At 59.6% G+C, this 23773-nt stretch carries 24 protein-coding genes and 1 pseudogene; 14 read left to right on the top strand and 11 right to left on the bottom strand.

The window, feature by feature from the left end:
* Positions 1–677 precede the first annotated feature (677 nt).
* Both P3T16_RS32445 and P3T16_RS32440 read right to left on the bottom strand, forming a co-directional pair.
* Complete coding sequence (locus P3T16_RS32445; RefSeq protein WP_429345344.1) at positions 678–1118, bottom strand: hypothetical protein; 441 nt, start codon at positions 1116–1118, stop codon at positions 678–680.
* Positions 1119–1871: 753 nt separating this feature from the next.
* Complete coding sequence (locus tag P3T16_RS32440; protein ID WP_429345343.1) at positions 1872–2732, bottom strand: LysR family transcriptional regulator; 861 nt, start codon at positions 2730–2732, stop codon at positions 1872–1874.
* A 159-nt stretch (positions 2733–2891) separates the two neighbouring features.
* Between P3T16_RS32440 and P3T16_RS32435 the strand changes: the two genes are divergently transcribed.
* The 4 genes from P3T16_RS32435 (at position 2892) to P3T16_RS32420 (ending at position 6265) form a co-directional block, all read left to right on the top strand.
* A complete protein-coding gene (locus P3T16_RS32435; RefSeq protein ID WP_429345342.1) occupies positions 2892–3401 on the top strand; it encodes an MFS transporter in 510 nt (169 codons plus the stop codon).
* A gap of 94 nt (positions 3402–3495) precedes the next feature.
* The gene (locus P3T16_RS32430; protein ID WP_429260829.1) at positions 3496–4467 is read left to right on the top strand and encodes an alpha/beta fold hydrolase; all 972 of its coding nucleotides are present in this window, start codon (positions 3496–3498) and stop codon (positions 4465–4467) included.
* A 106-nt stretch (positions 4468–4573) separates the two neighbouring features.
* A complete protein-coding gene (locus tag P3T16_RS32425) occupies positions 4574–5305 on the top strand; it encodes a glutathione S-transferase family protein (protein ID WP_429345341.1) in 732 nt (243 codons plus the stop codon).
* A 78-nt stretch (positions 5306–5383) separates the two neighbouring features.
* Positions 5384–6265: an NAD(P)H-binding protein gene (locus P3T16_RS32420; protein WP_429260831.1), complete on the top strand. Its 882-nt coding sequence runs from the start codon at positions 5384–5386 to the stop codon at positions 6263–6265.
* A 138-nt stretch (positions 6266–6403) separates the two neighbouring features.
* Here the strand turns inward: P3T16_RS32420 and P3T16_RS32415 are convergent, their stop codons facing one another.
* On the bottom strand, positions 6404–6655 hold the full coding sequence (locus tag P3T16_RS32415) for a hypothetical protein (RefSeq protein WP_429345340.1): 252 nt from the start codon (positions 6653–6655) through the stop codon (positions 6404–6406).
* Between the two features lie 182 nt (positions 6656–6837).
* Here P3T16_RS32415 and P3T16_RS32410 point away from each other — a divergent pair, with 182 nt between their 5' ends.
* The 7 genes from P3T16_RS32410 to P3T16_RS32380 all read left to right on the top strand — a co-directional run bounded on the left by P3T16_RS32410 (position 6838) and on the right by P3T16_RS32380 (position 13079).
* Positions 6838–7719 (top strand): NmrA family NAD(P)-binding protein, encoded by an 882-nt coding sequence (locus tag P3T16_RS32410; protein WP_429345339.1) that lies wholly within the window; start codon positions 6838–6840, stop codon positions 7717–7719.
* Positions 7720–7749: 30 nt separating this feature from the next.
* On the top strand, positions 7750–8124 hold the full coding sequence (locus P3T16_RS32405; protein ID WP_429260834.1) for a hypothetical protein: 375 nt from the start codon (positions 7750–7752) through the stop codon (positions 8122–8124).
* Between the two features lie 71 nt (positions 8125–8195).
* The gene (locus tag P3T16_RS32400) at positions 8196–8909 is read left to right on the top strand and encodes an SDR family oxidoreductase (protein ID WP_429345338.1); all 714 of its coding nucleotides are present in this window, start codon (positions 8196–8198) and stop codon (positions 8907–8909) included.
* Positions 8910–9071: 162 nt separating this feature from the next.
* A complete protein-coding gene (locus P3T16_RS32395; protein ID WP_429345337.1) occupies positions 9072–9533 on the top strand; it encodes a MarR family winged helix-turn-helix transcriptional regulator in 462 nt (153 codons plus the stop codon).
* 598 nt (positions 9534–10131) lie between these two features.
* Positions 10132–10764, top strand: a complete 633-nt coding sequence (locus P3T16_RS32390) for a class I SAM-dependent methyltransferase (RefSeq protein WP_429345336.1) — start codon at positions 10132–10134, stop codon at positions 10762–10764.
* Positions 10765–11411: 647 nt separating this feature from the next.
* Entirely contained in the window at positions 11412–12059 is a 648-nt protein-coding gene (locus P3T16_RS32385; RefSeq protein WP_429345335.1) for a cysteine hydrolase, read from the top strand.
* A gap of 195 nt (positions 12060–12254) precedes the next feature.
* Complete coding sequence (locus P3T16_RS32380; RefSeq protein WP_429345334.1) at positions 12255–13079, top strand: alpha/beta fold hydrolase; 825 nt, start codon at positions 12255–12257, stop codon at positions 13077–13079.
* 489 nt (positions 13080–13568) lie between these two features.
* Here P3T16_RS32380 and P3T16_RS32375 read toward each other — a convergent pair whose 3' ends face one another.
* A complete protein-coding gene (locus tag P3T16_RS32375) occupies positions 13569–13859 on the bottom strand; it encodes a hypothetical protein (RefSeq protein ID WP_429345333.1) in 291 nt (96 codons plus the stop codon).
* Positions 13860–14055: 196 nt separating this feature from the next.
* Between P3T16_RS32375 and P3T16_RS32370 the strand changes: the two genes are divergently transcribed.
* On the top strand, positions 14056–14727 hold the full coding sequence (locus tag P3T16_RS32370; protein WP_429345332.1) for a TetR/AcrR family transcriptional regulator: 672 nt from the start codon (positions 14056–14058) through the stop codon (positions 14725–14727).
* Positions 14728–15116: 389 nt separating this feature from the next.
* Here P3T16_RS32370 and P3T16_RS32365 read toward each other — a convergent pair whose 3' ends face one another.
* The 6 genes from P3T16_RS32365 to P3T16_RS32340 form a co-directional block, all read right to left on the bottom strand.
* The gene (locus tag P3T16_RS32365) at positions 15117–16553 is read right to left on the bottom strand and encodes an alginate export family protein (protein ID WP_429345331.1); all 1437 of its coding nucleotides are present in this window, start codon (positions 16551–16553) and stop codon (positions 15117–15119) included.
* A gap of 80 nt (positions 16554–16633) precedes the next feature.
* Entirely contained in the window at positions 16634–17326 is a 693-nt protein-coding gene (locus P3T16_RS32360; RefSeq protein WP_429345330.1) for a YoaK family protein, read from the bottom strand.
* 73 nt (positions 17327–17399) lie between these two features.
* On the bottom strand, positions 17400–18314 hold the full coding sequence (locus P3T16_RS32355) for a glyoxalase (protein ID WP_429345329.1): 915 nt from the start codon (positions 18312–18314) through the stop codon (positions 17400–17402).
* A 24-nt stretch (positions 18315–18338) separates the two neighbouring features.
* On the bottom strand, positions 18339–18734 hold the full coding sequence (locus P3T16_RS32350) for a DoxX family protein (protein ID WP_429345346.1): 396 nt from the start codon (positions 18732–18734) through the stop codon (positions 18339–18341).
* A gap of 38 nt (positions 18735–18772) precedes the next feature.
* Positions 18773–20662, bottom strand: coding sequence for an amidohydrolase (locus tag P3T16_RS32345; RefSeq protein WP_429345328.1), 1890 nt, complete (start codon positions 20660–20662; stop codon positions 18773–18775).
* Positions 20659–20949, bottom strand: coding sequence for a XapX domain-containing protein (locus P3T16_RS32340; protein WP_429255321.1), 291 nt, complete (start codon positions 20947–20949; stop codon positions 20659–20661). Before P3T16_RS32340 ends, P3T16_RS32345 begins: the two co-directional genes overlap by 4 nt.
* 515 nt (positions 20950–21464) lie before the next feature.
* Between P3T16_RS32340 and P3T16_RS32335 the strand changes: the two genes are divergently transcribed.
* Complete coding sequence (locus P3T16_RS32335; RefSeq protein WP_429345327.1) at positions 21465–22154, top strand: hydrolase; 690 nt, start codon at positions 21465–21467, stop codon at positions 22152–22154.
* A 157-nt stretch (positions 22155–22311) separates the two neighbouring features.
* A complete protein-coding gene (locus tag P3T16_RS32330) occupies positions 22312–22590 on the top strand; it encodes a DUF1427 family protein (RefSeq protein ID WP_429255323.1) in 279 nt (92 codons plus the stop codon).
* 519 nt (positions 22591–23109) lie between these two features.
* Here P3T16_RS32330 and P3T16_RS32325 read toward each other — a convergent pair.
* Positions 23110–23454, bottom strand: a pseudogene (locus P3T16_RS32325) (Ohr family peroxiredoxin); the annotation flags it as partial.
* Between the last annotated feature and the right edge of the window lie 319 nt (positions 23455–23773).

Below are 23773 nucleotides of genomic sequence, written 5' to 3'. Positions count from 1 at the left end.
TTTCCTCCCTCGAGGCTTGTCCAACGCCTGCCCGCATGCGTCATCGTGCCCTCATGGTGCAGCAGACAAGGGCAGGCGTCGAACAACCCTTAACGAGTACGGAAGTTCGATGCAGAGCCGCATTGGACGGCGTTTTTTTCAGCGAGAGTCCGCTCGGCGAATAGCTGCGGACACATGCCGACTAGACGCCAGCGACGCAAACGGGTCGGCTCCTGTCTTAAGCTTCGCTCGCATACGGCCATTCGTTGAGCGCGGGACTCGATGGGCTGCGGATGACCGCTTTGGCCTGCGGATGCAGCCGGTGCGCCGACGAGTTCGGTTGCTTCCGGGTCGGGCAAAAGACATGCGAGTTACCGCCACTCCGCGTGATGGCGAATGTCCGCTTCGACAAGACCTGCCTGGCAACCATCGCTAAGGGTGGGTTCGATGCCTGTTTCGTCTATACGACTGTCAGTACGAGGTGGGTGCGGGCGGGCGTCAGACAAGGCGCGATGGAGGGAATCGCGGAGACCTTCGCTGCGGTCGGAGTCTTGCGCCGCTATGGCGATTGAAGAGGCTGGCGTGGTTCATCAAGCGCCGGTTCTGGCTCACATGAGAATCGCCCGTGCCGCGCTGCGAAAGGTATTCGGCGTTTCGGGCCTAACCTTTGATTGAACCACGCCGTTTTTGCTCAACGTTCAGTCATAGTGGCGATGTTTGTGATGGCGCTTGTCCGGTCGGTAGCCGCGGGCATAGTCGTCTGCGTACGAATTGGACCGCGACATGTTACCGCCAAGCGCTGAACCCGCGCCGCCGCCCACGGCCGCGCCGACGAGGCCGCCCGTGCGGCCGCCCATCGCATTGCCTGCCGCTGTGCCGGCACCGCCCCCGAGCGCGCCACCGATGATGGCGCCCGTGCGTTCCCTGCGGTTTGACGTGACTGCGCCGCCGGCGCCGCCGCCGACTGCACCGCCAATGACGGAACCCGTGCTGCCGCCTACTGCGCCACCCACGGCAGCGCCGGCTACGCCGCCGAGCGCGCCGCCAAGGGCATTGTTCATATCGCCGGCCACCGCCGGTAACGACGCTGCTGTGGTGAGCGCTGCAATGGCAATAATCTGGAAGATTCTCTTCGACATAAAAGGTCTTTAGTTTTTGGGACGGCGCCGAGTATAACCGCCCTCCGAAATGTTTTTGTAACTCGCCAGTTCGGACCTCGGTAAGAGGTGTAACAAAATGATCCGATGGCTTTTTAGTGAAACGCTTTCGGCACCTTTGGCGTCAGGCTGCAGTCGGGCCATGAGCTGCCGTTCAGAGGCGGCGTCGCTCGGACGTTCAAGCGTCGGCTACACGCCGTAACCGGCCATCCAATCGTAAAGGACGAACGCTCGGTCATCGGCCTCAGCTGACGTTCAGATGTCGCGGTTGGTAAGGCAGCTTAGGGTTGCTCTTTTGCCATTCGTACCGCCGCGACCGCGAATGTCGGCTCTCGCTGCAGCCGGAGGAGTACTTGCGACCCTCAGCAGACGTTGATGTTGTGGCGTCTAATGACCGAAATCATACGCATAGGTGACAATGGCGCGCGGTTTTGCCTGACTGCACATATGCGTCGCACTTCTTTGGACATGCCTTCGAAAACATAGCGTTGGGCGAACTCAATGCGAACGACTCGATCTTACTTTGGACCGTAACGTGCTCCGGCCGGATCTCGAGGCGGCGAGCACTGCGGAGGGGGGGCGAACCCGCGGCGATCGTTTGGCTATGCCGTGCAACCTGCGCGCAGGCCTACACTCACCCTGTCGGGCAACTCTCTTGCAGAAAGGGCATGGTGGCTCGTCACCGAGACCTACCCGCCGGCCGGACCCACGCCCGGGTAGTCGCCACCCATTTGACTACTCGTGCCCGACGAATTCGTCGGCGAGCTCTGCGGCGATTAAATCCATCACTACGCGTATAGCCGCATTCCGTCGCATATCGGCGTGAGCCACGAGATAGATGTCACGCGACAGCCTTTCGTCCGTTTGCAGTGCCAGCACGCCCTTGTCGGCCTCGGCGAAAAAATGCGGCAATACGGCGATGCCCAAACCCATGCGCACCGCGGCAAGCTGGCTCGTCAGATCATTGCTCCTGAACCGAATCCCGCGGCCGTCGGCAAAGCGGTAAAGCCATTCCTGTTCGGGCACGTGATCGAGCGACGAGTCGTAAGCAATGAATTGCCACGCTTCGCTGGGCAGGTCGGTATAGCCCGGTGCCGCGTACAGCCGATAGGCCATCCTGCCGACTCTACGCGCGACATTGGTCATTTCGGTGGGTCTGGACAGGCGCACTGCGATGTCCGCCTCCTGGCGACCAAGCGAAATAAAGGACTGGTTGCCCAGCAGAACCAGATCAAGTTCGGGGTGCCGCAACCCCAGCTCTGCAATGCGCAACGCGAGGAAGGCGCTCGCGAGGGAAGGCGGCGCACTCACCGTCACCTTCGCACGTGCTGTCGTTTTTCGCGCCCGCACTCCCCTCTCCAGCGCATGGGCCTGCGCCAGCATACCTTCGGCCGCGCTAGCCACTTCGCCACCCGCCTCCGTCAACTGCCACCGTCTCGCAAGCCGGTCTACCAGTCTTTCGCCCAACGCATGCTCGAGCGCCGCGATATGCCGCGCGACGGTGGCGTGGTCCACTTTCATCGTCCGTGCCGCGCCGGACAGCGTCCCGGCCTCCGCTAAAGCTAGGAAGTGCCTCATATCGTTCCAGTCGAACATCGGTGCAAATTCTCACAAGCAAGGTGAAATCTTGCCGGATTCCCGGCCGCTGGTCCCGCTGATACATTTTGCACGAAGCCGACATCTTCGCGAAAAACCGAAATTACTCTCGTCGGGCGTTTCTTCGACTCGGCAGTCAGCGTTTTTTTTGGAGCCCGATTGTTCAACATCCTTCCACTTTGTCTCGGCACATTTGCACTTGGGATTGATGCCTACATCATGGCAGGCCTGCTGCCCGGCATAGGTTCGAGCTTCAATGTTCCAGCCTCGGTTGCAGGGCAGACGGTCACGATTTTCACCGCCTGCTACGCCATTACAGCGCCGCTTTTCGGTGCGCTGACCGCCGGCAAGCCCGTCCGCCGGGTGCTCGGCGTGGCGCTCGTCCTGTTCATATTGGCGAACGTGCTGAGCGCGACGGCTTCCGGTTTTTCCACACTGCTAGTGTCACGCGCGGCCGCCGGCCTGGGCGCAGGACTCTATAGTCCGATTGCGTTCAGCGCCGCTGCGAGCATGGTTTCCCCGTCACGACGCGGGCGTCGGCGGACTCGCGCTGGGTACGGCTGCCGGCGTTCCGGGCGGTCTCGTTCTCGCGGAACACTTCGGCTGGAGAAGCGCAATGTGGCTGATCGTGATGCTCGGGTCAATTGCGTTCGCGGGAGTCGTATTTAACAGTCCGCCTGACCCCGCGCCCCCGTGCGTACCCAGGACATTTCGTCCGCTGATTCCGATCGTGCATTGATATCCCACCATGACAGGAAAACCAATGAAGCATTTCAGCAAGACCTCCGGCCTTCGCTTGAGTTTTATCGTGTCCGCTCTCGCGGCGGCTTTCTACCTGATGCCCGCGAATGCGGCAAGCACCAGGACCGCGCCGGCGAACGGTATTTCGACCACCTTCCAGACGGTACCCACCCAGTTCATCAATGTCGACGGCACGCGAATCGCCTATCGTCGATTGGGAAAACGCGGCGGTATTCCGCTGGTGTTCTTCCAGCACTTTGTGGGCAACCTGGATGGTTGGGACCCGAAAGTCGTCGATGGCTTCGCACATGACCGTGACGTGATTCTGTTCGATAACGCCGGCGTCGGCAGCTCGGGTGGCGAAGTACCCGCCACGATCGAAGCGATGGCAAGGCAGGGTATCGCCTTCATTCGCGCACTTGGCGTCACAAGGGCCGATCTGCTCGGTTTCTCGATGGGAAGCCTCATCGCGCAGGAAGTGGCTGTCGAACAGCCCGATCTGGTTCGTCGAGTGGTGCTGGTGGGGAGCGGCCCGCGAGGCGGCGCGGGCATGGCTACACTGACACCGGAGTTCCAGGGCGTTCTAGCGAAGAAGCGCACACCGCAGCAGGACCTATTGCTCGACGTCTTCTTCACGAAGTCGGATAGATCGCAAGCTGCCGGACGCGCGTTTCTGACGCGAATCCACGCACGAAAGGCGGATCGTGATGATGCCATCGGCGCCAGGGTGGCGCCCGCCCAGGTTGCCGCGTTTGCAGCGTGGGGCGTCCCAAGCGCGGACTCCACCGCTTATCTCCACGCGATCAAACAACCCGTCCTCGTGGTCTCCGGCAGCAACGACATCGTCCATTACACGATTAACTCCTACACACTGCAGCAGAACCTGCCGGATGCCCAGTTGATCATTTACCCAGACTCGAATCACGGATCACTCTATCAATACCCCGATCTGTTTTTGAAAGACGTGACCGTGTTCCTGAACCAACCCGGGTAACAGCCGGCTCACTCCCGGCCAGATTGCCAAGCCAAAGCTGCACCGATGCGCAATACGGGCATCGCAATGACCTTTCCCCCGACACGCACTATTGAAGGTGGTTCAAATGAAAATCCATGACATTGAAGGTTTCCCTAACCCGGCCCGCATTCGCATCGTGCTGGCGGAGAAAGGAATGGACTCGCAGGTGGAGTTTGTTCGCGTGCAGCTCTACGATGCGGAGCATCAAAAAGGTCCGTTCCGGGAAAAGAATCCGACATCGACGGTTCCCGTTCTTGAACTCGACGACGGCACGTTCATTGGTGAATGTGTTGCGATCGCGGAGTATCTCGACAACCTCGACGGAAATCCGATCCTCACCGGACGCACACCCCGCGAAAAAGCGGTGATCCACATGATGCAACGGCGCGCTGACCATCAGCTGATCGACGGCATAGGCGTGTTTTTCCACCACTCGACGCCGGGCCTCGGCAAAGCCAATGAGGCCTTCAAAAGTGCCGACTGGGCTTTCCGCAAACAATGGGGCGACAAACACGGGGAACGGGCGATAGGGGGAATGAAATACTTCGACGGTGTTCTGCGGACTCAACCCTACGTCGCGGGCGACCAGTTCTCCGTCGCTGACATAACAGTGTGGGCAGCGTTGATGCACGGGGACTACGCAGGACTGACGGTCCCGGCCGATCACACCGCGTTGCTGGAATGGCGAGCCAGGATCAACGACCGTCCTGGTGTCAAAAACCGAAGCGGCCAGAACCTCATTGCCGAAGACCTACCGCATCTGGAACCTCTGCTTGCCTATCTGAACGGCAGGGCCGCCACGTCGTCTGCGAGCTAACTCGGTGATTGCCTGCTTGCCGACAATCTTCCGCACTCGCGACGAGTGTCCATGCCCTTTTAGTTTGGAGAGTCCAACATGCCGCAACACAAGTACCTGATCACCGGCGCCACCGGCAAAACTGGCGTCCACACGATTCGCCATCTTCTCAAAAGCGGACACATGGTTCGCGCCCTCGTGCGTCAGGAAGACGAGCGCAGTGCATTGCTCCGGAGCGAGGGCGCAGAAGTCGTCGTGGGCAATCTTCTCGAGCATGACGACGTGATACGCGCGATGGACGGCGTAACGGGCGCGTACCTGTGCTATCCCGTCCACCCTGGTTATATCCAGGTCACCGCGTATTTCGCGGACGCTGCGCAGCGCGCAGGCGTTGAAGTCGTTGTGGAAATGTCGCAAATTTCCGCGCGGGAAGATTCGAAGAGTCGCGCCGCGCGCGATCATTGGATCGCGGAACGTGTGCTCGACTGGTCGGGCGTACCGACCGTCCACATTCGCCCGACGTTCTTCTCCGAATGGCTGATTTTTCCATGGGTGCGCGATCCGATCGTGCAAGAAGGCAAGATCACGCTGCCCTACGGTACGGGGCGCCACGCGCCGATCGCAGCCGAGGATCAGGCTCGCCTGATCGCCTCCGTCCTCGCACAACCGTCCAGCCATATCGGAAAGACCTATCCGCTGTTCGGACCGGTCGAACTGGGCCAGCAAGAGATTGCCGATGAAGTCGGCAAGGTTCTGGGTCGCAAGATAGCCTATCGTCCGTCAACCATCGAGCAATACCGCGAGCATCTGGAGAAATACGATCTGCCGGAATTTTTAATCCAGCACTTCCTCGCGATCGCCGTCGACTACCAGAACGGAATTTTCTCCGGCGTAGATGGCGTTATCGGCGAGATCACCAGGCGAGCCCCACAAACCGTCGGCGACTTTGTGAGAACCCATCGTCGAGCGTTCGAGCAGTAAATTCTTGCAACGGCCTTGTAAGGACCGGTGCTCGCCTACGCGTCGAGCTCTTCCGGCGCACGCTCACGTGCTTTGCCAGCAACTTCGGGGCATGACGGTAACAGTACTTGATGCCGCGGTCGGCATGATGCCGCACGATCAGGTTCGAGTCCGGGCCGAGTTCCCATCGGCAGCCTGGGTCATCGTGCGCAGGATCGCCATTGTATCGAGCAGCGCAGGATTCACGCGACCGCTCATGTTGCGGAAGATCGCGGCCTCGCCCGGCTTCAGCCCGAAAATGTCCATCAGATCGACGCGCGGGTCGACGCCGCCGAAGATAAACGTCTTGCTCGACGGCATCATGCGCATGCCCGGATCGCAGTCATTGTTGGCGAATTCGGCGTTGCGCACGATCAGGCTACCCGGACAGCCATCGATCCATCGCTGCCAATGCCGCCGGCCCAATAAAGCACGACGTTCCAGATGTGCGGCACCGAGTTCAGCGCGGACAGGAATGCCTTGACAATTAGAGCATATGCTCCTATCTTGCTCACAAGAGAGCATATGCTCTTACTTTCGAATGGAGCGAAGCTATGAACCAGGCCGAATTACTTGTGAGCGGTGCAACTGGACGGACCGGAGGTATCGCTATCGACGAATTGCTCAAGATGGGCAAACGCGTGCGGGCATATGTGCGCACAGATGACGATCGGGCAGCCGCCCTGAGGCAGCGCGGAGTCGATATCGCTGTCGGGGACTTCACCGACATCAATGACATCCGCGCAGCCATGGAAGGAATCCGATCTGCCTATTTTCTTCATCCGATCGCGCCGGGAATCATCGGAGCTGCTGCCTATTTCGCGCAGGCCGCGAAGGAAGCAGGCGTCACGGCGATGGTCAACATGTCGCAGATTTCCGCGCGCCGGGAGTCGAAGAGCCACGCGGCCCAGGATCACTGGGTTTCCGAGCGGGTCTTTGATTGGTCAGGCGTTCCGACTACGCATCTCCGTCCCACCTTCTTTGCCGATTGGCTCGCCTATCCGCACTTTGCGAAGGAGATCTGGGCCACGAAGAAGATTGAATTTCCCTTCGGCAACGGCCGTCACGCACCCATCGCCGCTGATGATCAGGGGCGGGTTATCGCCAATGTCCTGGCTAACCCCGAAGGCCACGAGGGCAAGACCTACGCACTCCATGGCCCCGTCGAGATGAACCATACCGAGATCGCCGAAGCGATGAGCGAGGTTCTCGGAGCCCGGATCGAATACGCGCCGACTTCCATCGAAGAGTTCCAGATCAAGATGGAAAACCTTTACAAATTCCCGCCGTTCCTCACGCAGCATCTGGTCGAGGTCGCTCAGAACTACCGCGACGGCGTCTTCTCGGGCACCAACGACGTCATCGAGAAAATTACCGGAAAGCCGCCCCTCTCGGTCCAGCAGTTCGTCGCGCAGAACCGGGCCGTATTCGCGTGAGCGCGGCCTTAAACGAGTCGAGGTTTGAACATGTCATCCACTCAAGATGAGCGTCATCCGTTTCTGGACGATCTGACTGCTGACGCAGAGTTGGTCAGCTCGGTATTGCGCGGCCCCGTCATCGGACGTGACGAAATCCGCCTGGCCGTCGACGCCGTCGGAACCTTCTACGCCTTGCAGACGCCCACGTTTGTCCAGGCGGACGGTTCGCGGCTCGTTCTCGAGTACGAGGCCGTTCTGACGAACGGCGAGAACCTGAGCGCGGCCGTTGTAGTCGACCGCAACGCCGACGGATCGGTGCCGCGCGTGAGCGTCCGGATGAGTCCACTTGGCGCCGTGCTGACTCTCGCCGCTCATCTGCGGGAGACACTTTCAAAGCAGTTTCCGGAAAGCCTTTTTCTTTGAACCACCCGCCCGCGAGTCCGCGGCGGATGTTGCCTCACCGGAGGCACGCAGTTTTAAAAAAGGAACATGTCATGGATGTCAAGAACGCCACTGTCTTTATCACCGGCGCCAATCGCGGCCTGGGTCTGGCTTTTGCACGAGAGGCACGCCGGCGCGGGGCGGCGAAGGTATACGCGGGCATGCGTAACACGAACGGCTTTGAAGAGCCGGGCATCGTGCCCGTCAGGATCGACGTTACGGATACGGCGTCGATCGCCACAGCCGCGGAACTGGCGGCAGACACGACTCTGCTGGTTAACAACGCGGGCATCGCCGCTCTGATCGACGGGCCTCTGGCGCATGACGTCGAAGCGCAATCGGCTCGCATGTTCGATACGAACTACTACGGCGTAGTGCGCGTCACAAAGGCCTTCGAGCCAATATTAGCGGCCAAGCCGGATGCGGCGATCATTAACGTGCTTTCCGACATCGTTTGGCTTCCGCGGCCCTATCTGGCACCGTATGCTGCATCAAAGGCGGCAGCGTGGAGTTATACGAATCAACTTCGCTTTCACCTGCAAGCGCGCGGAGTTCAGGTTCTCGGCCTGCACGTTGGGTTCGTGGACACCGACCTGACCAACGGCATTGACGTACCCAAAGCCAGCCCGGAGGACGTGGTGCGACAGACCTATGACGCACTCACCGCCGGCAAGAGCGAGATTATGGCCGATAAGGGAACAGCGATACTGAAGAGCACGCTTGCGGCTGAGGTACCCGGTTACATCACTCCGCCGGCAGGGCTTTGAACGCTGCAGATCACAAGAGTTGGATTCAGGAGCTAGAGACGAGGCGCGCAGATCACAATGAAACCAGCGTTTTCGGCGTCAGCTTTTTGTCGAAAGAGACCGCCGCACCTTCGCGCGTGCGCGTAGCGTTCTGGCAATCAAAGGAATAAGGAGTGGAACCAGATGTTGCCGTTCGACCAGCCGCTTGGAATCGATCAATGCAACTGCTTCGCAGTGAGGAAGGCAAGCAGGCAAATTTCCCGCCTCTACGATAGTCATCTCGAGCCGGCAGGCCTGCGCATCACGCAATTTCTCACCATGGCTGCACTGGACGAGGTGGGAAGTGCCGCGGTCAACGCTCTTGCCGAACGGCTCGATATCGAACGGACGGCGATGGGAAAGATGGTCGGCTTCCTTGAACGCGACGGCTTCGTCACGATCAGGCCGTCGCCCACAGACGGCCGAAGCCGCCTTGTTGAGCTTACCGAAGAAGGACGGCGCCTGCACGAAAGAGCGGCGCCGCTCTGGCGGGAAGCGCAGCGGGAGTTCGAGCGACTGAACGGCGTAGAAAATGTCACGGCGTTACGGGAGGGGCTGAGAGGAGTGGTCGTCGGCGACGTGACGGTACGCTCAGCCGGGGACTGAAGCTCCACAAGAATTGCCACGAACGCACGAGACCACGCCTGCCCGGACGATAGGACGGTCGAGGCGTCGACAAACACGAATGGGGCATGGACGGATTGAATCCGCAAACCCACAGCGGGCGCACGCAATCGGTAACGGCGACTCGCTGCTCAGAGTCGCCTGCTCTCCTTCCAACGGCAGCAAAACTGCCGTGCAAACCGTTCCTGGATCTGACGGCGGCAAAGCTGGCTATAGCCGCCATTGGTCGATGGTCGCACCGGCGGGCTGCTATGGCCGAACTCCCGTCTTCCAATGCGACTAAACGAACGCCCGTTGTACCTTGAAGGCCGCCCTATATGTCGCGCTGGGTCGACCGGCCGCAGTGGGTTGCGTGCTGCCGCTCGTGGCACGCACGGGTCGATCGCACGACGATGGGCAAGGTACGGCCCATCTCCAGCCGTTCGCCTGATACCGTGCGCGTTCCTCGGAAACCCAAGAGGAATCAGTTGCGCACACGGAATCGCGTTGTGCATCCTGTTCGGCACGCAACCGACCACGGCCGATGACACCGGAGGTACGACGTAGTCGTACGGGAAATGCCCCGAGATATACTTCCTGCATGGAACTCGACCCCAGCGACCTCGATAAAATCAGTGCCGTCACGTTGCAGGACTACGACGCGCACGCGGAAGATTTCCGCGACGGCACGTACGACCACGACGTCACGCAGAACATCGCGGCGCTGCTGCACCATATCGAAGTCGAGCCCCCTCTTACGATCCTGGATTTCGGCTGCGGGCCGGGGCGAGATCTCAAGGCCTTCACTACACTCGGCCATTGCGCGGTCGGCCTCGATGGCGCCGAGCACTTCGTTGCAATGGCGCGTGACGCGACTGGCTGCGACGTCTGGCAGCAGGATTTCCTGCATCTCGATTTGCCGGCTGCGCACTTTGACGGCATTTTCGCCAACGCCGCGCTGTTCCATGTCCCGAGTCAGGCGTTGCCGCGCGTGTTGCGGCAATTGCACGCGACGCTGAAGCTCGGCGGCGTGCTGTTCAGTTCCAACCCGCGCGGCACGAATCAGGAAGGCTGGAGCCACGGCCGCTACGGCGTCTTCCATGATCTTGAAGCATGGCGCCGATATATGGCGGGCGCGGGATTCGTCGAAATTGAGCACTATTACCGGCCCGCCGGCTTGCCGCGTGAGCGGCAGCCGTGGCTAGCCAGCGTGTGGCGCAAGCCGGTCGCCTGAAACGCCAGGGGCTGTCACCGTATGCCCGCGTTGGGCTTGGCAGATGCTTGCGTTCAAGCCGCTTTGATGCTGCGCAAAGCAGCCGATTGCAGCACTGTCCATCGCGCAGAGAAACGGCCAGTCGTGGATCTCGCACAATCGGCAGAAGCGGGGACGCCTGTCGTCGGCCGCGACAGGCAGCGTGCGGCCCATCTGCCGCCATTCGTTCGCGCGATTGGTCGGTTATTCGGACGTCGGCTTGGCACCCGACAGCGGACCTTAACTGCGTGCACGTGTCCGAACGGACGCGCCGCGAAATGGGCACTGGCGGGAACATAACAGTGCTGCCTGCAGATGGAGAGAGCTCGCAGGACTCGTCGCGGCTTTGCTCTGAAGAGAAAGGCTATCTCGGAAATTGCATTTTGCAGCCTGATCCCAGCGGTCGCGTTGGCTTCTTAATCATTAGCTTGTTAATAGCACGCACGCGGCGCCAACATGCGGAATTCTTCAAGCGCCCCGTCGCTCGGCGCCCGCGCGCAAGAACCCGGATGCGCCCTCGAAATCTGTCGGACCGTCGTTGCTTTTCAGTCCTCCGTTTCCTAATCTGATCGGACAGGCTCGGGTCGACGAAGTCGGCAAGCCGTCATGCACTCTATTGGAGGTCCGAAGTGTCCTTTGATCGAACTGAGACAGCCGTGGTTTTCATCGACCCGCAAGTCGATGTCTTAAGCAAGAACGGCAAGAACTGGGGCGCGGTGGGAGCAAGCGTGACAGAGAACAAGACAGTAGAAAACATGCTGCGAATCTTCAAGGCGGCAAAGTCCGCGAAGTTTACGGTCTTTATATCGCCACATTACTTTTTCCCGACTGATCGCGTATGGAAATTCAATGGACCGTTGGAGGCAGATGAATTCGCTACCGGCACGTTTGCGCGTAGTGGTCAGTTGAGTCTGGAAGGTTTTGAAGGCTCCGGCGCTGACTGGCTCGACGAATTCAAGCCTTACATCAACGACGGTGAGACGATTGTTGTGAGTCCGCACAAGGTCTTCGGACCGCAAACCAACGATCTCGTCCTTCAACTGCGCAAGCGAGGAGTGAGTAAGGTGGTACTGGGCGGCATGCTTGCCAATATGTGCGTGGAGTCACATCTGCGTGATCTGCTCGAACAGGGATTCGAGGTTTATGTTGTTAGCGATGCCACTGCCGGACCGCGTCATCCCGTTTGGGGCGACGGATACAAGGCGGCGATGATCAACTACGCGTTTCTCGCGCACGGCGTGGTGACTACCGACGAAGTCGTGGCTTCAATGGAATGACGCACAAGTAATCTCGGTTGACAGTCGAATAGGCTGTCGGCCGGAAAGGCGCATTTGCCCAGTTGATACGTCCCAGCAGGTTTCCCGGACGGACTGCCGACCGCCTGCGTACCCCGTCGCAATGTCTCACGGCGCACGAGTCCACGCCGGTGGTTCGTTTTTCTTTGACAGGTTGCCTTAGCAAGGAGAATGACGATGAACACGGTCACGACCAAAGACGGCATTCAGATCTTCTACAAGGACTGGGGAACAGGGCAGCCCATAGTTTTCTCACACGGATGGCCACTGAGCGCCGACGATTGGGACGCCCAGATGATGTTCTTCCTGAACCTCGGCTTCCGTGTCATTGCGCACGACCGTCGGGGTCATGGGCGGTCAACGCAGACGGCCGACGGTCATGATATGGATCACTATGCCGATGATCTTGCAGCCGTTACCGAGCATCTTGACCTTAAAAATGCAATCCACGTGGGCCACTCGACGGGGGGCGGTGAGGTCGTTCGGTATCTCGCGCGTCACGGCGAGAGTCGCGTAGTCAAGGCGGTGCTGATCAGTGCTGTGCCACCGCTCATGGTTAAGACAGCTAATAACCCGGAAGGTCTTCCCAAGGATGTTTTTGACGGATTTCAGGCGCAGGTTGCCAGCAACCGCTCACAGTTCTACCGGGATGTTGCCGCCGGGCCGTTCTACGGTTATAACCGTCCAGGGGCCAAGCCGTCCGAAGGCGTGATCATGAACTGGTGGCGTCAGGGAATGGAGGGCGGAGCCAAAGCGCACTACGACGGGATCGTGGCTTTTTCCCAGACGGATTTCACCGAGGACCTGAAGAAGATCACAGTCCCAACGTTAGTGATGCACGGCGACGATGATCAAATCGTACCTTATGCCGACTCTGGGCCGTTGAGCGCGAAATTGCTGCAGAACGGCACCTTGAAAACCTATAAAGGCTTCCCGCACGGCATGCCCACCACGCAAGCCGATACGATCAATGCGGATCTCCTGGCGTTCATCAATTCCTGAATCGTCGGGCATCCCTGTGTGGCGGGTCGAGCAACGACTGATCTACCTCGGAAGCGGCCATTGCCTTCGATTCCGTTTGGCCGTCCGTTGGGGGTCGACACGAGCCGATCGCGGAAGACAGACTACGGTTAGCTGCGGTGATTCGGCCCGAGGCCTGTCGCAGACAGTCGACCGTCTTTCCTTTCCAGGAGCGTCCTTTGCCGTTGCCGCGGCAGGAATGGCTGCCGTGGCGCATGACAAATTTTCGAGGCCCGCGACTTTTGTAGCTTGTATCGGCAACCCGCAGGGTCTTGCAAATTCGCCGGGTTCACAGGCTCGCGACTTGTCGCGACAGGAACTCACCCCCTGAGAATAAGACAATCTTGCGGCGGTTATCGGCGGTGAACGCTACCGTCGCCCGAGTTTCCAATCGACGAGGCGCCGCCTCCGCTATCGCCCGGTCGCAACGGCCGGTCTACATGGCATAGCGGTTATGCGCTAGCGGCCGCCTTACTTGCGTGCGTGATCGTCCGCCATCTGCATGGGTTCGTCGGGGACGACCGATGTCAACACCGTCGAAGGCAGATGCCGCATGTCGTTCGGGCTGACCTTGCCGGCGAACTTCCAGCCCCCCGGCAGCTTGACGAAGGTGAAGCCGGTCGGCTTGTCGACGAAGACGTCGAAGTTTTTCGCGGGTGCCACGACAGCCCCCTGGCTGGTTCCGGGAGCCACCTGTGCGAAGACGGTGGGCGAGGCCGCCACTATCGTGGCTGCAATCAAGGTGCGAAGTACCGGTTTCATTTTGAACTCCATTTCAATTGAGGAAGGGTGCATGCCGACGACGGCGCGGCCAGGTCGCCACACTAGTTCGCTAAATCTGTGTCGAACGATACAGAACATTAAACCCCAAAAATTGACCCAGATCCATGTTTTTGTTATGCTCGTTACAAAATAGAACGATGGGATCATGACCTGATCAGGGGCGCGGAGAAACATGATGAATGGTCCAGTTGATGCAGCGGCTTCGAAAAGCCGGGGCAGGCCCCGAACCTTCGACCGGCATGCTGCGCTGACGTGCGCGATGGAGATGTTTTGGCTGAAGGGTTTCGACGGCTGCGCGATCAGCGACCTGACTGCCGCCATGAACATCAATTCGCCAAGTCTCTACGCCGCGTTCGGTAGCAAGGAAGATCTGTTTCGCGAGGCAGTCGACCTATACGGGACGCTTGAGGGAGAAGCGACTCGATGTGCGTTGGCGGGGCCACGCAACATCCGGGATGCGCTCGGCACGATGCTCAAGCGTAGTGTCGACATGTTCACGCGCGGACCGCAGCCACGCGGTTGCATGGTGATGCTTGGGACGCTGAACGTCAGTGCCGACCGGAAGGAGCTTCGTGCGCTGCTGCACAAACGGCAGAGGCAGATCCTCGACGTGATCTGCAAGCGCATGGCGCTGGCAGTCGATGACGGCGAAATCGCGCCGTCGGTGGACATCGATGGATTGTCGATGATGTGCGCGGTGCTGTTTACCGGCCTGGCGGTCCACGCCCACGACGGAGCCGGTCGGGCGAAGCTGAATTCAGCGATCGATGCCTTCGTCGCCGCTTTACCGGTAACGGGCCAGTCCAGGGCCGCGCCGCGCGCCGCGGCTGGAAAAAAGGCGCCATGACAGCGCAAGGCTTGTCATGAGCAACTGGAACACCGCAACCGGCATCATGTAAAGAGGGCCGCTGCGTCATCTTTATGGCCGATGTACCTCAAAAGCTGACACTTAAGGCACCCTGATACGGTCGGCCGCTACGGGTCGCTACGGGGCATTGGGCCTTCTTCATGCTTGCCGCACATAATGTGACCGTTCTGCAGTTTGAGACGCAGCTTCTTCCTAGCCTCGGTGATGACGTGGGTCAGGTACTTCTTGCGACGAGGAACTCGCGTGAATTCTTTCCAGCGCGCCAGGCCTCTTGACTGACTCTCTGCGAGAACGGGCGCCGGGACTGGCATCCTGAAGCATGCTTCGCTTCCGCTTGATACGGCGCCCGAGCCTGCTCCCGCGCGACGCTACCAGCCATACTTCAGCTCCAGTCCAACATAATCGGCGTTGCTCCCGCCCAGCTCGCGGACGGAGTCTCCGACCTGGAAATGAACGGCCTCAACGGATGCAATCAGGTTGGTCGCCACGGTCCAGTCAGCACGTATTTGTGCGTACGCGCCGGTCCATCGCGTGCCGTGGCCAGCAGTACCCGGGACGACAGCATTTCCCTGCTGATAAATGGCGTCGTTCGTGCTCATCCGCCATTGGAATCCAACGGCGAACAACAAGGCCAGCTTGCTGGACGGCGTGAGGGTAATCGAGGGCTTCACATGGATGAGGTTGGCATACCCCGTGTAACCCGCCAACGTGAAGTAATAACCGTTCGGGAAAAGCGGATTGAAGGTCTCGACACGGCCGTCGTTCAAATGGCGGTCACCGGATGCCGCATCGACCTGCAAACCGAAGCGCGGCTTCCAGGGAGAATCGAGCGTGTAGCCGAGCAGCGAGCCAACCGCCCACGCAGCAATCGTTTTGTCGCCGACATGACCCGTTTGGTACATCGACTCCACGTCCCAATCTGTGGCAGCGATTTTCCCCGTATATCGCAGGTCAAACACGTTGCGATGCTCATCGCCTTGCGCATCGAGGAACCGCGCACCGTCACGGGTGTAAAGCGAATAATATCCAGACAGGTCTCCAGGCCCAACGCCCTGCCGTTCGAAACGCACGCCGCTAAAGGTCAAATGGCTATTCGACGTGTCGTCGAATGCCTTGACGTCGCGGTACTGAACAGGTTGTGTCAGGTAACCGATGAAGCGCCATTTCTGGTACTCGTAATCGGCCCAGATAGCGTCGTACGCCTGGCGTACGTTCGGACCGTCGCGAACGGAGATGAACCGTTGAAGGTCGAATGCCATTTCCTGGCGGCCGACGCGGAATTTCACCGTTCCGGGCCCAAGCGGGCTGACCCACGCAACAAATGCCTGTTCCAGATCGAGCGGATTCTTGTCAACAGGCGTCACCGTATCCTTGCCGAACGGCCTGGCATCTTCGAGTTGCGCAAAGAACTGAAGGTACGGGCCAATACGCGCATCGGCACTGACCTGCGCGCGTTGGATCACGTAGGTATCCGAATGTCCCGAGCCGATGCCGAATAGAGGCGCATCGTTGACCTCGAGGCGCTCGCGCAGATTGGCCCCGAGCGACAGATACGAATATGGGTCAGCTCCGAGCGGGATATATTTCAGGCTGTCCAGTGGCTTGCGGGGCACACAGGGATTCTTGAGAACGGACCAATCTTCTTGCCAGCGATTGAACATCACGACCGGCCGCCTGGCGTCGCACGTCTCAGTCGGCATGTCGGTCTGCTGAGATGGTTGCCCCTCGTTATCCGCCCGCGTGTCCTCACAGAACCCGAGCGCAAGCCCTGCAACGGCAATCCCTATATATGTCGCGAGTTGCATCCCACCTGGCCTCCCGCCGTGTCAACATTGTTCTTCCTACCTCTGTAGCACGACCAGCGAGTGCGCCCGCAGGAGAAGTATCAAGAGGCAAGCTTACCTTCCGCGTTCCGGTGCATCCAGGCGTGAATTGCCAGCCAGGCGAGCCCGATTACCGGCAACAGTAGAGCCCAGAAGCCAAAGTTTCTGTAAGCCAGAGCACCGGCGACGGCGCCGAGCGCGAATGCTACGATTGCTGGAAGCATTTTGGCAATTCGCGTTCGCGCAGCAGTCTTGATGTCCGCTGCAACGCGTGGTGAACACAGGTCAAGCGCGTCGAGAATGACCTGCGTCACGTTGCCGGTCATGACGGTGTTCGGCACACCAGGCCGGACAACAAGACGGCTATGGGCGTTCTGGACACCCATCGCGGTCGCGCCAATCATCCCACACACGACCACTGCCCAATTTTCCGGGTTGAACTTGGGTCCGAGCCTGACACCTGCAAAGCAGAACGCCAGAAGCAGAAGCGCCTGCACGGCATAGAGCATGCACGCGCCGCGCATCGGGGTCTCGGGGTTTCCGCCACGAATGATGAAGCTGCTCAGCGCGACTCCCAGGATAAAAGCAGGAAACGCCATCAATTTAAGGAAGACGCCCTGCCCATACCCTGCGATGCCACCACCAATGAGCACGAAGTTCCCCGTCACGTGCGCGGTGAACAGGCCGAACAGCGCGACAAAGCTGAGAGTGTCGACATAACCAGCAGTCGCAGAGAGCAAATTATCGTCATTCATTGCTCACCCTACTGGGAAGCGTTAGCGAGGATTGGCCCCTCGGATATTGACACTCCTTGATGGTGACGCTGCCCTATTTTGCAGCCGCGTGAATTTCCGCGATGTATCCGCCCGGGAACTTGACGATTGCGGATTCTCTCTGCTCCGACGTGAAAGGCTGCACGAGAACCGAAACACCAGCGGCCTGAGCTTTCTTCATGGTGTCATCGAAGTCCTTCACTTCATACCCGGTCATCTCGCGCCCATATGGGTACGGCAGATGTCCATCTGTCACAAAGACGGTCATGTTCCCGAATCCCGACGTCAGTCGAACGCGCCGGAAGGTATCGTTCGCCCGACCGATCTCAACGCCGGGCGCGTTGTGATTGTCGGAAATCACCTTCCCATGCGAGAACGCGACCCAGTTCCTGATGAGTGCGTCCGCACGTCCAGGCGAGACGTACACCCGGTTCTCCGGAACGGTCTCGAGCGCCTCGTAATTCGGAGCCTGCGTATGCCAGTAGAGTTGCATGTGCACGCCGCCCGGCCACGAGATGACTGCATCACGCCCAATCGGGTCCGGAAAGGTATCGACCACGACATCAGCACCATGAGCCTTCGCCGATTTCATCGCGCCGTCCATGTTCGTGACGAGGTAGCCGGTACGCTCGTCACCAAACGGATGCGGAATCGGTGTCTTGAAGCCGAACACCGAAATCGTACCCACCGGCGTGAAGACCAGTTGGGACATCGTCTGGCTCGGAGTCGGCGTCACCTGGAAGACGCCTTGCTGCGATTTGTGGCCGCCAAACGTGGCGACGACGCTGTCCGTGAACTTGTCGAAGTCCTCCGGTGCCACATACACGTGAGTGGTGTCGTACTGCGGCCCGACAGAGAAAGACGCCGACTGCGGCGTAATGTTTGCCTTTCCGAAAGAAGTCGACGGTGCACTTGCAACCAGACCGAGAGCAAGAGCAACGGCGACACCCAGGGATTGAAAGTTGCACATGATAGTGAGTTTCCTGTCCTTTTTTTAGACGCGAGAGCGTCGCTCACCGCTGGCCACATAGGTGACCATTACGAAGGCGGCCATCAGCCCCAGGTGCTCGAAAAAACTGTTCAACGCGATGAAGCGAGCCACACCTTCCAGACGCCAGAAGTTGTTCGCCACAAGCATTGCCACCACCGTCAAGCCAGCAAGTCCTCCCGCTCCGAGCCACGTGAACCTGTTGAAGATGACGCACAGGGAGCCGGCTATCTCCACGAAAATTGCCAAGGTAGCCCAAAGCCACCCAGGATGGAGACCGAAGTGCACCTGCTCAGCGACCGCGGCGTCGAAATGCATCAGCTTGGTGACGCCGCCAATGAGGTACGCTGAGACGAGACAGATGCGGACTAATGGCATCACCCACGGTTGACGCAGCAGCATCGCTACCCAAGATGGACTGTCCGCCACGTCCCCTCCCGCTAGACCGCCCAGCACGCGCATCCCAGCGCGCCCCAAAAGCCCTTGTAGTCCGACGTCGGCGCATTGCCGAGCCACGCTCGCCGATGGTCGTGACCGTGAACGCGGCAAGCGCGCGCGCAGTCACATGCTGTCGACGCCACCTGCTGAAGCGGCGCGCCGGACTCGCCACCCTGCTTCCACGCGGCAAAGCCGCCATACCTTCGCACCGGCGACCAGTCAGGCATCGCCGGAGGAAGCGGACTATCGTCCAGCGAGGCGAATTCGCCAGTCGCATACACGACCTTGCCTCCTACGACCGTGAGCAAAGACGATGTGCCAGCGATGTCGTCCTCGGCGCAGGCAAAGAAGTCGCGGTCAGGGACGATAAGGTCCGCGAGCTGACCCACTGCAATCTGCCCTTTCTTGCCGACTTCATTCGAGAACCAGGTGACCTTCTCGGTCCACATGCGCAGGGCCGTCTCACGGTCCAGACAGTTGCGCTGCGGATAAATGCGCAGGCCGCCGACCGTCTTGCCGGTCACCAACCAGGAGAGGGAAACCCATGGGTTGTAGGACGCAACTCGAGTCGCGTCGGTCCCCGCCGACGTGTGAATCCCCTTCTCGAGCATTCGCGAAACAGGAGGCGTGCCCTCAGCAGCTTTCTCACCATATCGCTCGACGAAATACTCGCCCTGGTACGCCATTCGATGCTGGACGGCAACACCCCCGCCGAGAGCGGCGATGCGGTCCATCGACTTCTCCGTAACGGTTTCCGCGTGGTCGAAGAACCAGTTCAGGCCGGCAAGAGGTGTATCGCGGTTCACCTTCTCGAACACGTCGAGCGCACGACTGATGGTCTCGTCGTACGTCGCATGCATGCGCCACGGCCAGCGATTCTCCACGAGCACGCGGATGACGCCTTCGAGGTCCCCCTCCATTTCCGGAGGCATGTCCGGCCGCGCCACCCTGAAGTCCTCGAAGTCAGCCGCGGAGAACGTGAGCATCTCGCCTGCGCCGTTGTGCCTGAAGTAGTCGTTCCCGTCCTTATACTTCGACGTCTTCGTCCAGTTGAGGAAGTCTTCCTTCTCACCCTTGGGCTTTTGAGTGAACAGGTTGTAGGCCAGCCTGATGGTCAGCAGTCCCTCCGCGTCAAGCTTCTGGACCACCTCGTAGTCCTCCGGGAAGTTCTGGAAACCGCCGCCGGCATCAATGGCTCCGGTGACGCCCAATCTATTCAGCTCTCGCATGAAATGCCGCGTCGAGTTCAGCTGATATTCGAGAGGAAGCCTGGGCCCCTTCGCCAATGTCGCATAGAGGATGGCCGCGTTGGGCCTCGCGAGGAGCAACCCGGTCGGATTGCCCGCGCTATCGCGCACGATCTCGCCTCCAGGTGGCTCAGGCGTGTCCTTCGTGTAGCCCACCACTCGCAGCGCCGCGGCGTTCAGCAGCGCGCGGTCGTAAAGGTGCAGCATGAAAACCGGCGTGTCTGGTGCGGCCGCGTTCAGCTCCTCTATGGTCGGCAAGCGACGCTCGTCGAACTGGTGCTCCGTGAACCCACCGACGACACGTACCCATTGAGGCGGCGGCGTGATAGCAACCTGCGCCTTGAGCATCTCCATGGCAGTCGCCAGTGAGCGCACACCATCCCACCGAAGCTCCATGTTGAAATTCAACCCGCCACGGATGATGTGGAGATGGTTGTCGATCAACCCCGGAAGGGCTGAGCGTCCCTTCAGGTCGACCGTGCGCGTACTATCGGACTTGAGCTGACTGATCTCGCTGTCGCCGCCGACGGCAACGAATTTACCCTCCCTGATCGCAACCGCAGTGACAGTTGGCTTCGATTTATCTAACGTCGTGAACCGGCCATTAAGAAGAATCAAGTCCGGCGCCTGCTGGTGAGATGTCATGGACGCTTCTCCTCAGACGATACTCCCGCCATGGGCCGAGGTCCTCCGGAGTTCCGGCCGGGCAAAGACCCAAACAGGTGTTGATTGCAATGCTCCTCCTTCCAGGCCACACGCAAGTTGGCTCCGGAAAGCATTTTTTTTGCAACCGGGAAAATCTGTTCACCCGCGAGTATGCCTAAAAGGCCCACCAGGGCGACGATAGGAGGCGCTGGCGACGGCACGCCAATCAAGCTGTAGACCACGCCTACCAGGATGCCAGCCAGCAGCGAAAGCACATACGCTTTCATCGACCAACCCTCCTCTAGTGCGCCGCGAGCAGTCACTCGCGACGACGATCACGAAGCCGAAAACTGGAAGTACCCCTACGCGTATTCGACGAACTGGCTTCGAAAAGTGTCGCCCCGCCTCGCAACGACTGATGACTTGGCATCACAGGACGCGCTCCGGCACGATTTATACAAACTTCCGAGCAATACACATGATGACAAAGACAAGACGAGAAACCCGCTATCGAAGGACGACGAGTCTTTCGCTTCCCTCGCAGCTTATGACTTTCCACCTCCAAAGAAAAGCATCCTGTCGGCATCGAACACATACATAAAACCCTGATATCGCCATCTCCCGCTTCACATCCGGGCAATGTGGACTATGCTTCTTTTGGACCACGAGACGGCAATATCATGTCTTATTTCTCCAGCGAGAGTCACGTCGTTATTCGCTTCATTAGACCAACGCAAGTGGCTCTTCCGGCGCTCAAATCTGGCGCGACGTTTTGGTAGAACCTCATAGAACGGATGGCATCATGAGCAAAGAGAAACTGGAAGTACTTACTCCGATCAACAGCCAGATCATCTTCATCGACCAACAGCCTCAGATGGCCTTTGGCGTCCAGTCAATCGACCGTCAAGTATTGAAGAACAACGTCGTCGGACTGGCGAAGGCGGCGAAGACCTTCAATATCCCGACGACTATCACGACGGTCGAGAGTGAAGGCTTCTCCGGCTTCACGTACCCCGAGCTGCTCGACGTGTTCCCGGACCAGCCTACTCTCGAGCGAACCTCGATGAACTCGTGGGACGACCAGAAGGTCCGCGACGCGCTCAAGAAAAACGGCCGGAACAAGGTCGTCGTCGCCGGCCTGTGGACGGAAGTCTGCAACACGACGTTCGCGCTCTGCGCGATGCTCGAAGGTGGCTACGAAATCTACATGGTCGCCGACGCATCCGGCGGCACGTCGAAGGACGCGCACGACTACGCAATGCAACGGATGATCCAGGCTGGCGCCGTCCCGGTCACATGGCAACAGGTCATGCTCGAGTGGCAGCGCGACTGGGCGCGCAAAGAAACGTATGACGCCGTGATGAAAATCGTGAAGGAACATTCTGGCGCATACGGGATGGGCGTCGACTACGCCTACACGATGGTTCATAAGGCCCCGCAGCGCGCCGAAACAAAGCACGAGTCTCTTGCCGCGGTCCCGGCGAAGACCTGACGGGGCGGCGCATCCTGAGCTGAAACGGGAGGCTCGCAGCCGGAATCGTCATTCCGGTGCGGGCCGTCCAGCGTAACGTCCATCGCTACGACCTGAATGCAAATAGTTCGCGATAGCCATCGAGCACGCTGATACGCGAGTCCGAGGAATTTTGCCGATGAAACCTTATATTTTCTCGCTCGTTGGTGGCATTCTCGCCGGCGCGATATACAGCCTGATTCGTGTACGCTCGCCGGCGCCGCCAATGGTGGCCCTCGTGGGATTGCTGGGGATGGTTCTCGGGGCACAAATCATTCCAACTGGACGCCAGCTTCTAGCGAGCACTACGCTTCCGTTTTCAACAATAGAGACGCTGCAGACGCACACTCCGCATTCGCCCCCTGCGAATAACGCTAGACTGGTTTCGCGCGTGCCCGCCAACGTCTCACAGAATTGAATCCAGCAGCAAGCCTTGCGTCGACAACGCGGGCAGTACAGTGTCGCTTCGGCGATCACGCGCACGATGCGCGTCCGGTAGCGCAGCAGCGCACCGACCGGCGGACACAGCGGGTTTCGCCTGCTCCGCGATCGTTTCTTTTCCATACGGCTATCTATATAGATTGGGCAGCGAATCGAAGGGGCCGCGGCAGTGGCCATCGTCTCATGGGAGATATCCGGTGCATATCCGACCAGCAATATCCACTTTGGTTGGATAGGAACTTTGTTCGGATCTACTGCCGGCCTAATTGCGACAGTATCGAGCTATCTAACGGAAGAGAAAGTACATACTCGCGGTGGTGGCGTCATATACACAGGTCCGAATCGCCCATCAAATATCTCGTCGCCTGTCTCCTTGTCGGTTTATTCCTTGCAGTTCTCGCGGTCATAAGCCTCTTGGGCTGCAGGCCAGTTGCGGCCATTCGTCACCACGTTGAGCATGCATTTTGATGGTCTACGGCCTTCGAACCGGCCGTTCTTGCGCCTCTGCGCTGTCCATGCCCGGCATCGAGATTTTCAGTTCGACTTCGATGCCGAAGCCATTGGGAATCTGTCCGATCCCGAAGGTGCCGTCGATGGCGACGTCCTTCGGCAACGCGATCTTTTCGCGCGCGCTGACGTACTTCAGCGCGCCGATGAAGCACGCGCTCTATCCCGCGGCGAATAGTTGTTCGCGGTTCGTGCCGTCGCCGCCTCCACCGCCGAGTTCCCTCGGCGGGGTCAGCTTGGGATCAAGGTTGCTCTCGGGAACCGTCGCACGTTCGTCGCGCCCGCCGGTCACGTGTGCATGAGCATACCCAAAGCCAGAGTCGCCGGCGTACACGGGGCGGATTCCAGCTTTATGTAATAGCGGTCCTTCCCCCTACTCACTATGATCGGGGCAACGTAGGACTCTGAAGCAAACCCCAGCTCGGTGGGCGTTCAATGCTCCAGCCTGTTGGCACGCCGTTGCCCGCGCATCGCGCGGCCGACACACGGCGGGACCGTTCGTGCCGATGCATACGGGCAGCCGGACAATGGCATCGTCGCGCGCTGAAATGCGCGGCGCTCACGTTCGATCAAGCCGAACGCAGGCGCAGTGCAGGTAACGGCCCCCTGGCGTGACGACCAAAGCTGCTCGTATCCATCCCTAGAGCGTTTTC

It is taken from the genome of Paraburkholderia sp. GAS42 (assembly GCF_050436565.1).
Classification (GTDB): domain Bacteria; phylum Pseudomonadota; class Gammaproteobacteria; order Burkholderiales; family Burkholderiaceae; genus Paraburkholderia.
The sequence above is the reverse complement of the archived record's forward strand: the minus strand, read 5'-3'. Positions and strand labels throughout refer to the sequence as shown.

Coding starts and splice junctions, on each gene's coding strand:
- P3T16_RS32445 (WP_429345344.1), bottom strand. CDS start 1,118: ATGTCGAAGAGAATCTTCCAGATTATTGCCATTGCAGCGCTCACCACA.
- P3T16_RS32440 (WP_429345343.1), bottom strand. CDS start 2,732: ATGTTCGACTGGAACGATATGAGGCACTTCCTAGCTTTAGCGGAGGCC.
- P3T16_RS32430 (WP_429260829.1), top strand. CDS start 3,496: ATGAAGCATTTCAGCAAGACCTCCGGCCTTCGCTTGAGTTTTATCGTG.
- P3T16_RS32425 (WP_429345341.1), top strand. CDS start 4,574: ATGAAAATCCATGACATTGAAGGTTTCCCTAACCCGGCCCGCATTCGC.
- P3T16_RS32420 (WP_429260831.1), top strand. CDS start 5,384: ATGCCGCAACACAAGTACCTGATCACCGGCGCCACCGGCAAAACTGGC.
- P3T16_RS32410 (WP_429345339.1), top strand. CDS start 6,838: ATGAACCAGGCCGAATTACTTGTGAGCGGTGCAACTGGACGGACCGGA.
- P3T16_RS32405 (WP_429260834.1), top strand. CDS start 7,750: ATGTCATCCACTCAAGATGAGCGTCATCCGTTTCTGGACGATCTGACT.
- P3T16_RS32400 (WP_429345338.1), top strand. CDS start 8,196: ATGGATGTCAAGAACGCCACTGTCTTTATCACCGGCGCCAATCGCGGC.
- P3T16_RS32395 (WP_429345337.1), top strand. CDS start 9,072: ATGTTGCCGTTCGACCAGCCGCTTGGAATCGATCAATGCAACTGCTTC.
- P3T16_RS32390 (WP_429345336.1), top strand. CDS start 10,132: ATGGAACTCGACCCCAGCGACCTCGATAAAATCAGTGCCGTCACGTTG.
- P3T16_RS32380 (WP_429345334.1), top strand. CDS start 12,255: ATGAACACGGTCACGACCAAAGACGGCATTCAGATCTTCTACAAGGAC.
- P3T16_RS32375 (WP_429345333.1), bottom strand. CDS start 13,859: ATGAAACCGGTACTTCGCACCTTGATTGCAGCCACGATAGTGGCGGCC.
- P3T16_RS32370 (WP_429345332.1), top strand. CDS start 14,056: ATGAATGGTCCAGTTGATGCAGCGGCTTCGAAAAGCCGGGGCAGGCCC.
- P3T16_RS32365 (WP_429345331.1), bottom strand. CDS start 16,553: ATGCAACTCGCGACATATATAGGGATTGCCGTTGCAGGGCTTGCGCTC.
- P3T16_RS32360 (WP_429345330.1), bottom strand. CDS start 17,326: ATGAATGACGATAATTTGCTCTCTGCGACTGCTGGTTATGTCGACACT.
- P3T16_RS32355 (WP_429345329.1), bottom strand. CDS start 18,314: ATGTGCAACTTTCAATCCCTGGGTGTCGCCGTTGCTCTTGCTCTCGGT.
- P3T16_RS32350 (WP_429345346.1), bottom strand. CDS start 18,734: ATGCTGCTGCGTCAACCGTGGGTGATGCCATTAGTCCGCATCTGTCTC.
- P3T16_RS32345 (WP_429345328.1), bottom strand. CDS start 20,662: ATGACATCTCACCAGCAGGCGCCGGACTTGATTCTTCTTAATGGCCGG.
- P3T16_RS32340 (WP_429255321.1), bottom strand. CDS start 20,949: ATGAAAGCGTATGTGCTTTCGCTGCTGGCTGGCATCCTGGTAGGCGTG.
- P3T16_RS32335 (WP_429345327.1), top strand. CDS start 21,465: ATGAGCAAAGAGAAACTGGAAGTACTTACTCCGATCAACAGCCAGATC.
- P3T16_RS32330 (WP_429255323.1), top strand. CDS start 22,312: ATGAAACCTTATATTTTCTCGCTCGTTGGTGGCATTCTCGCCGGCGCG.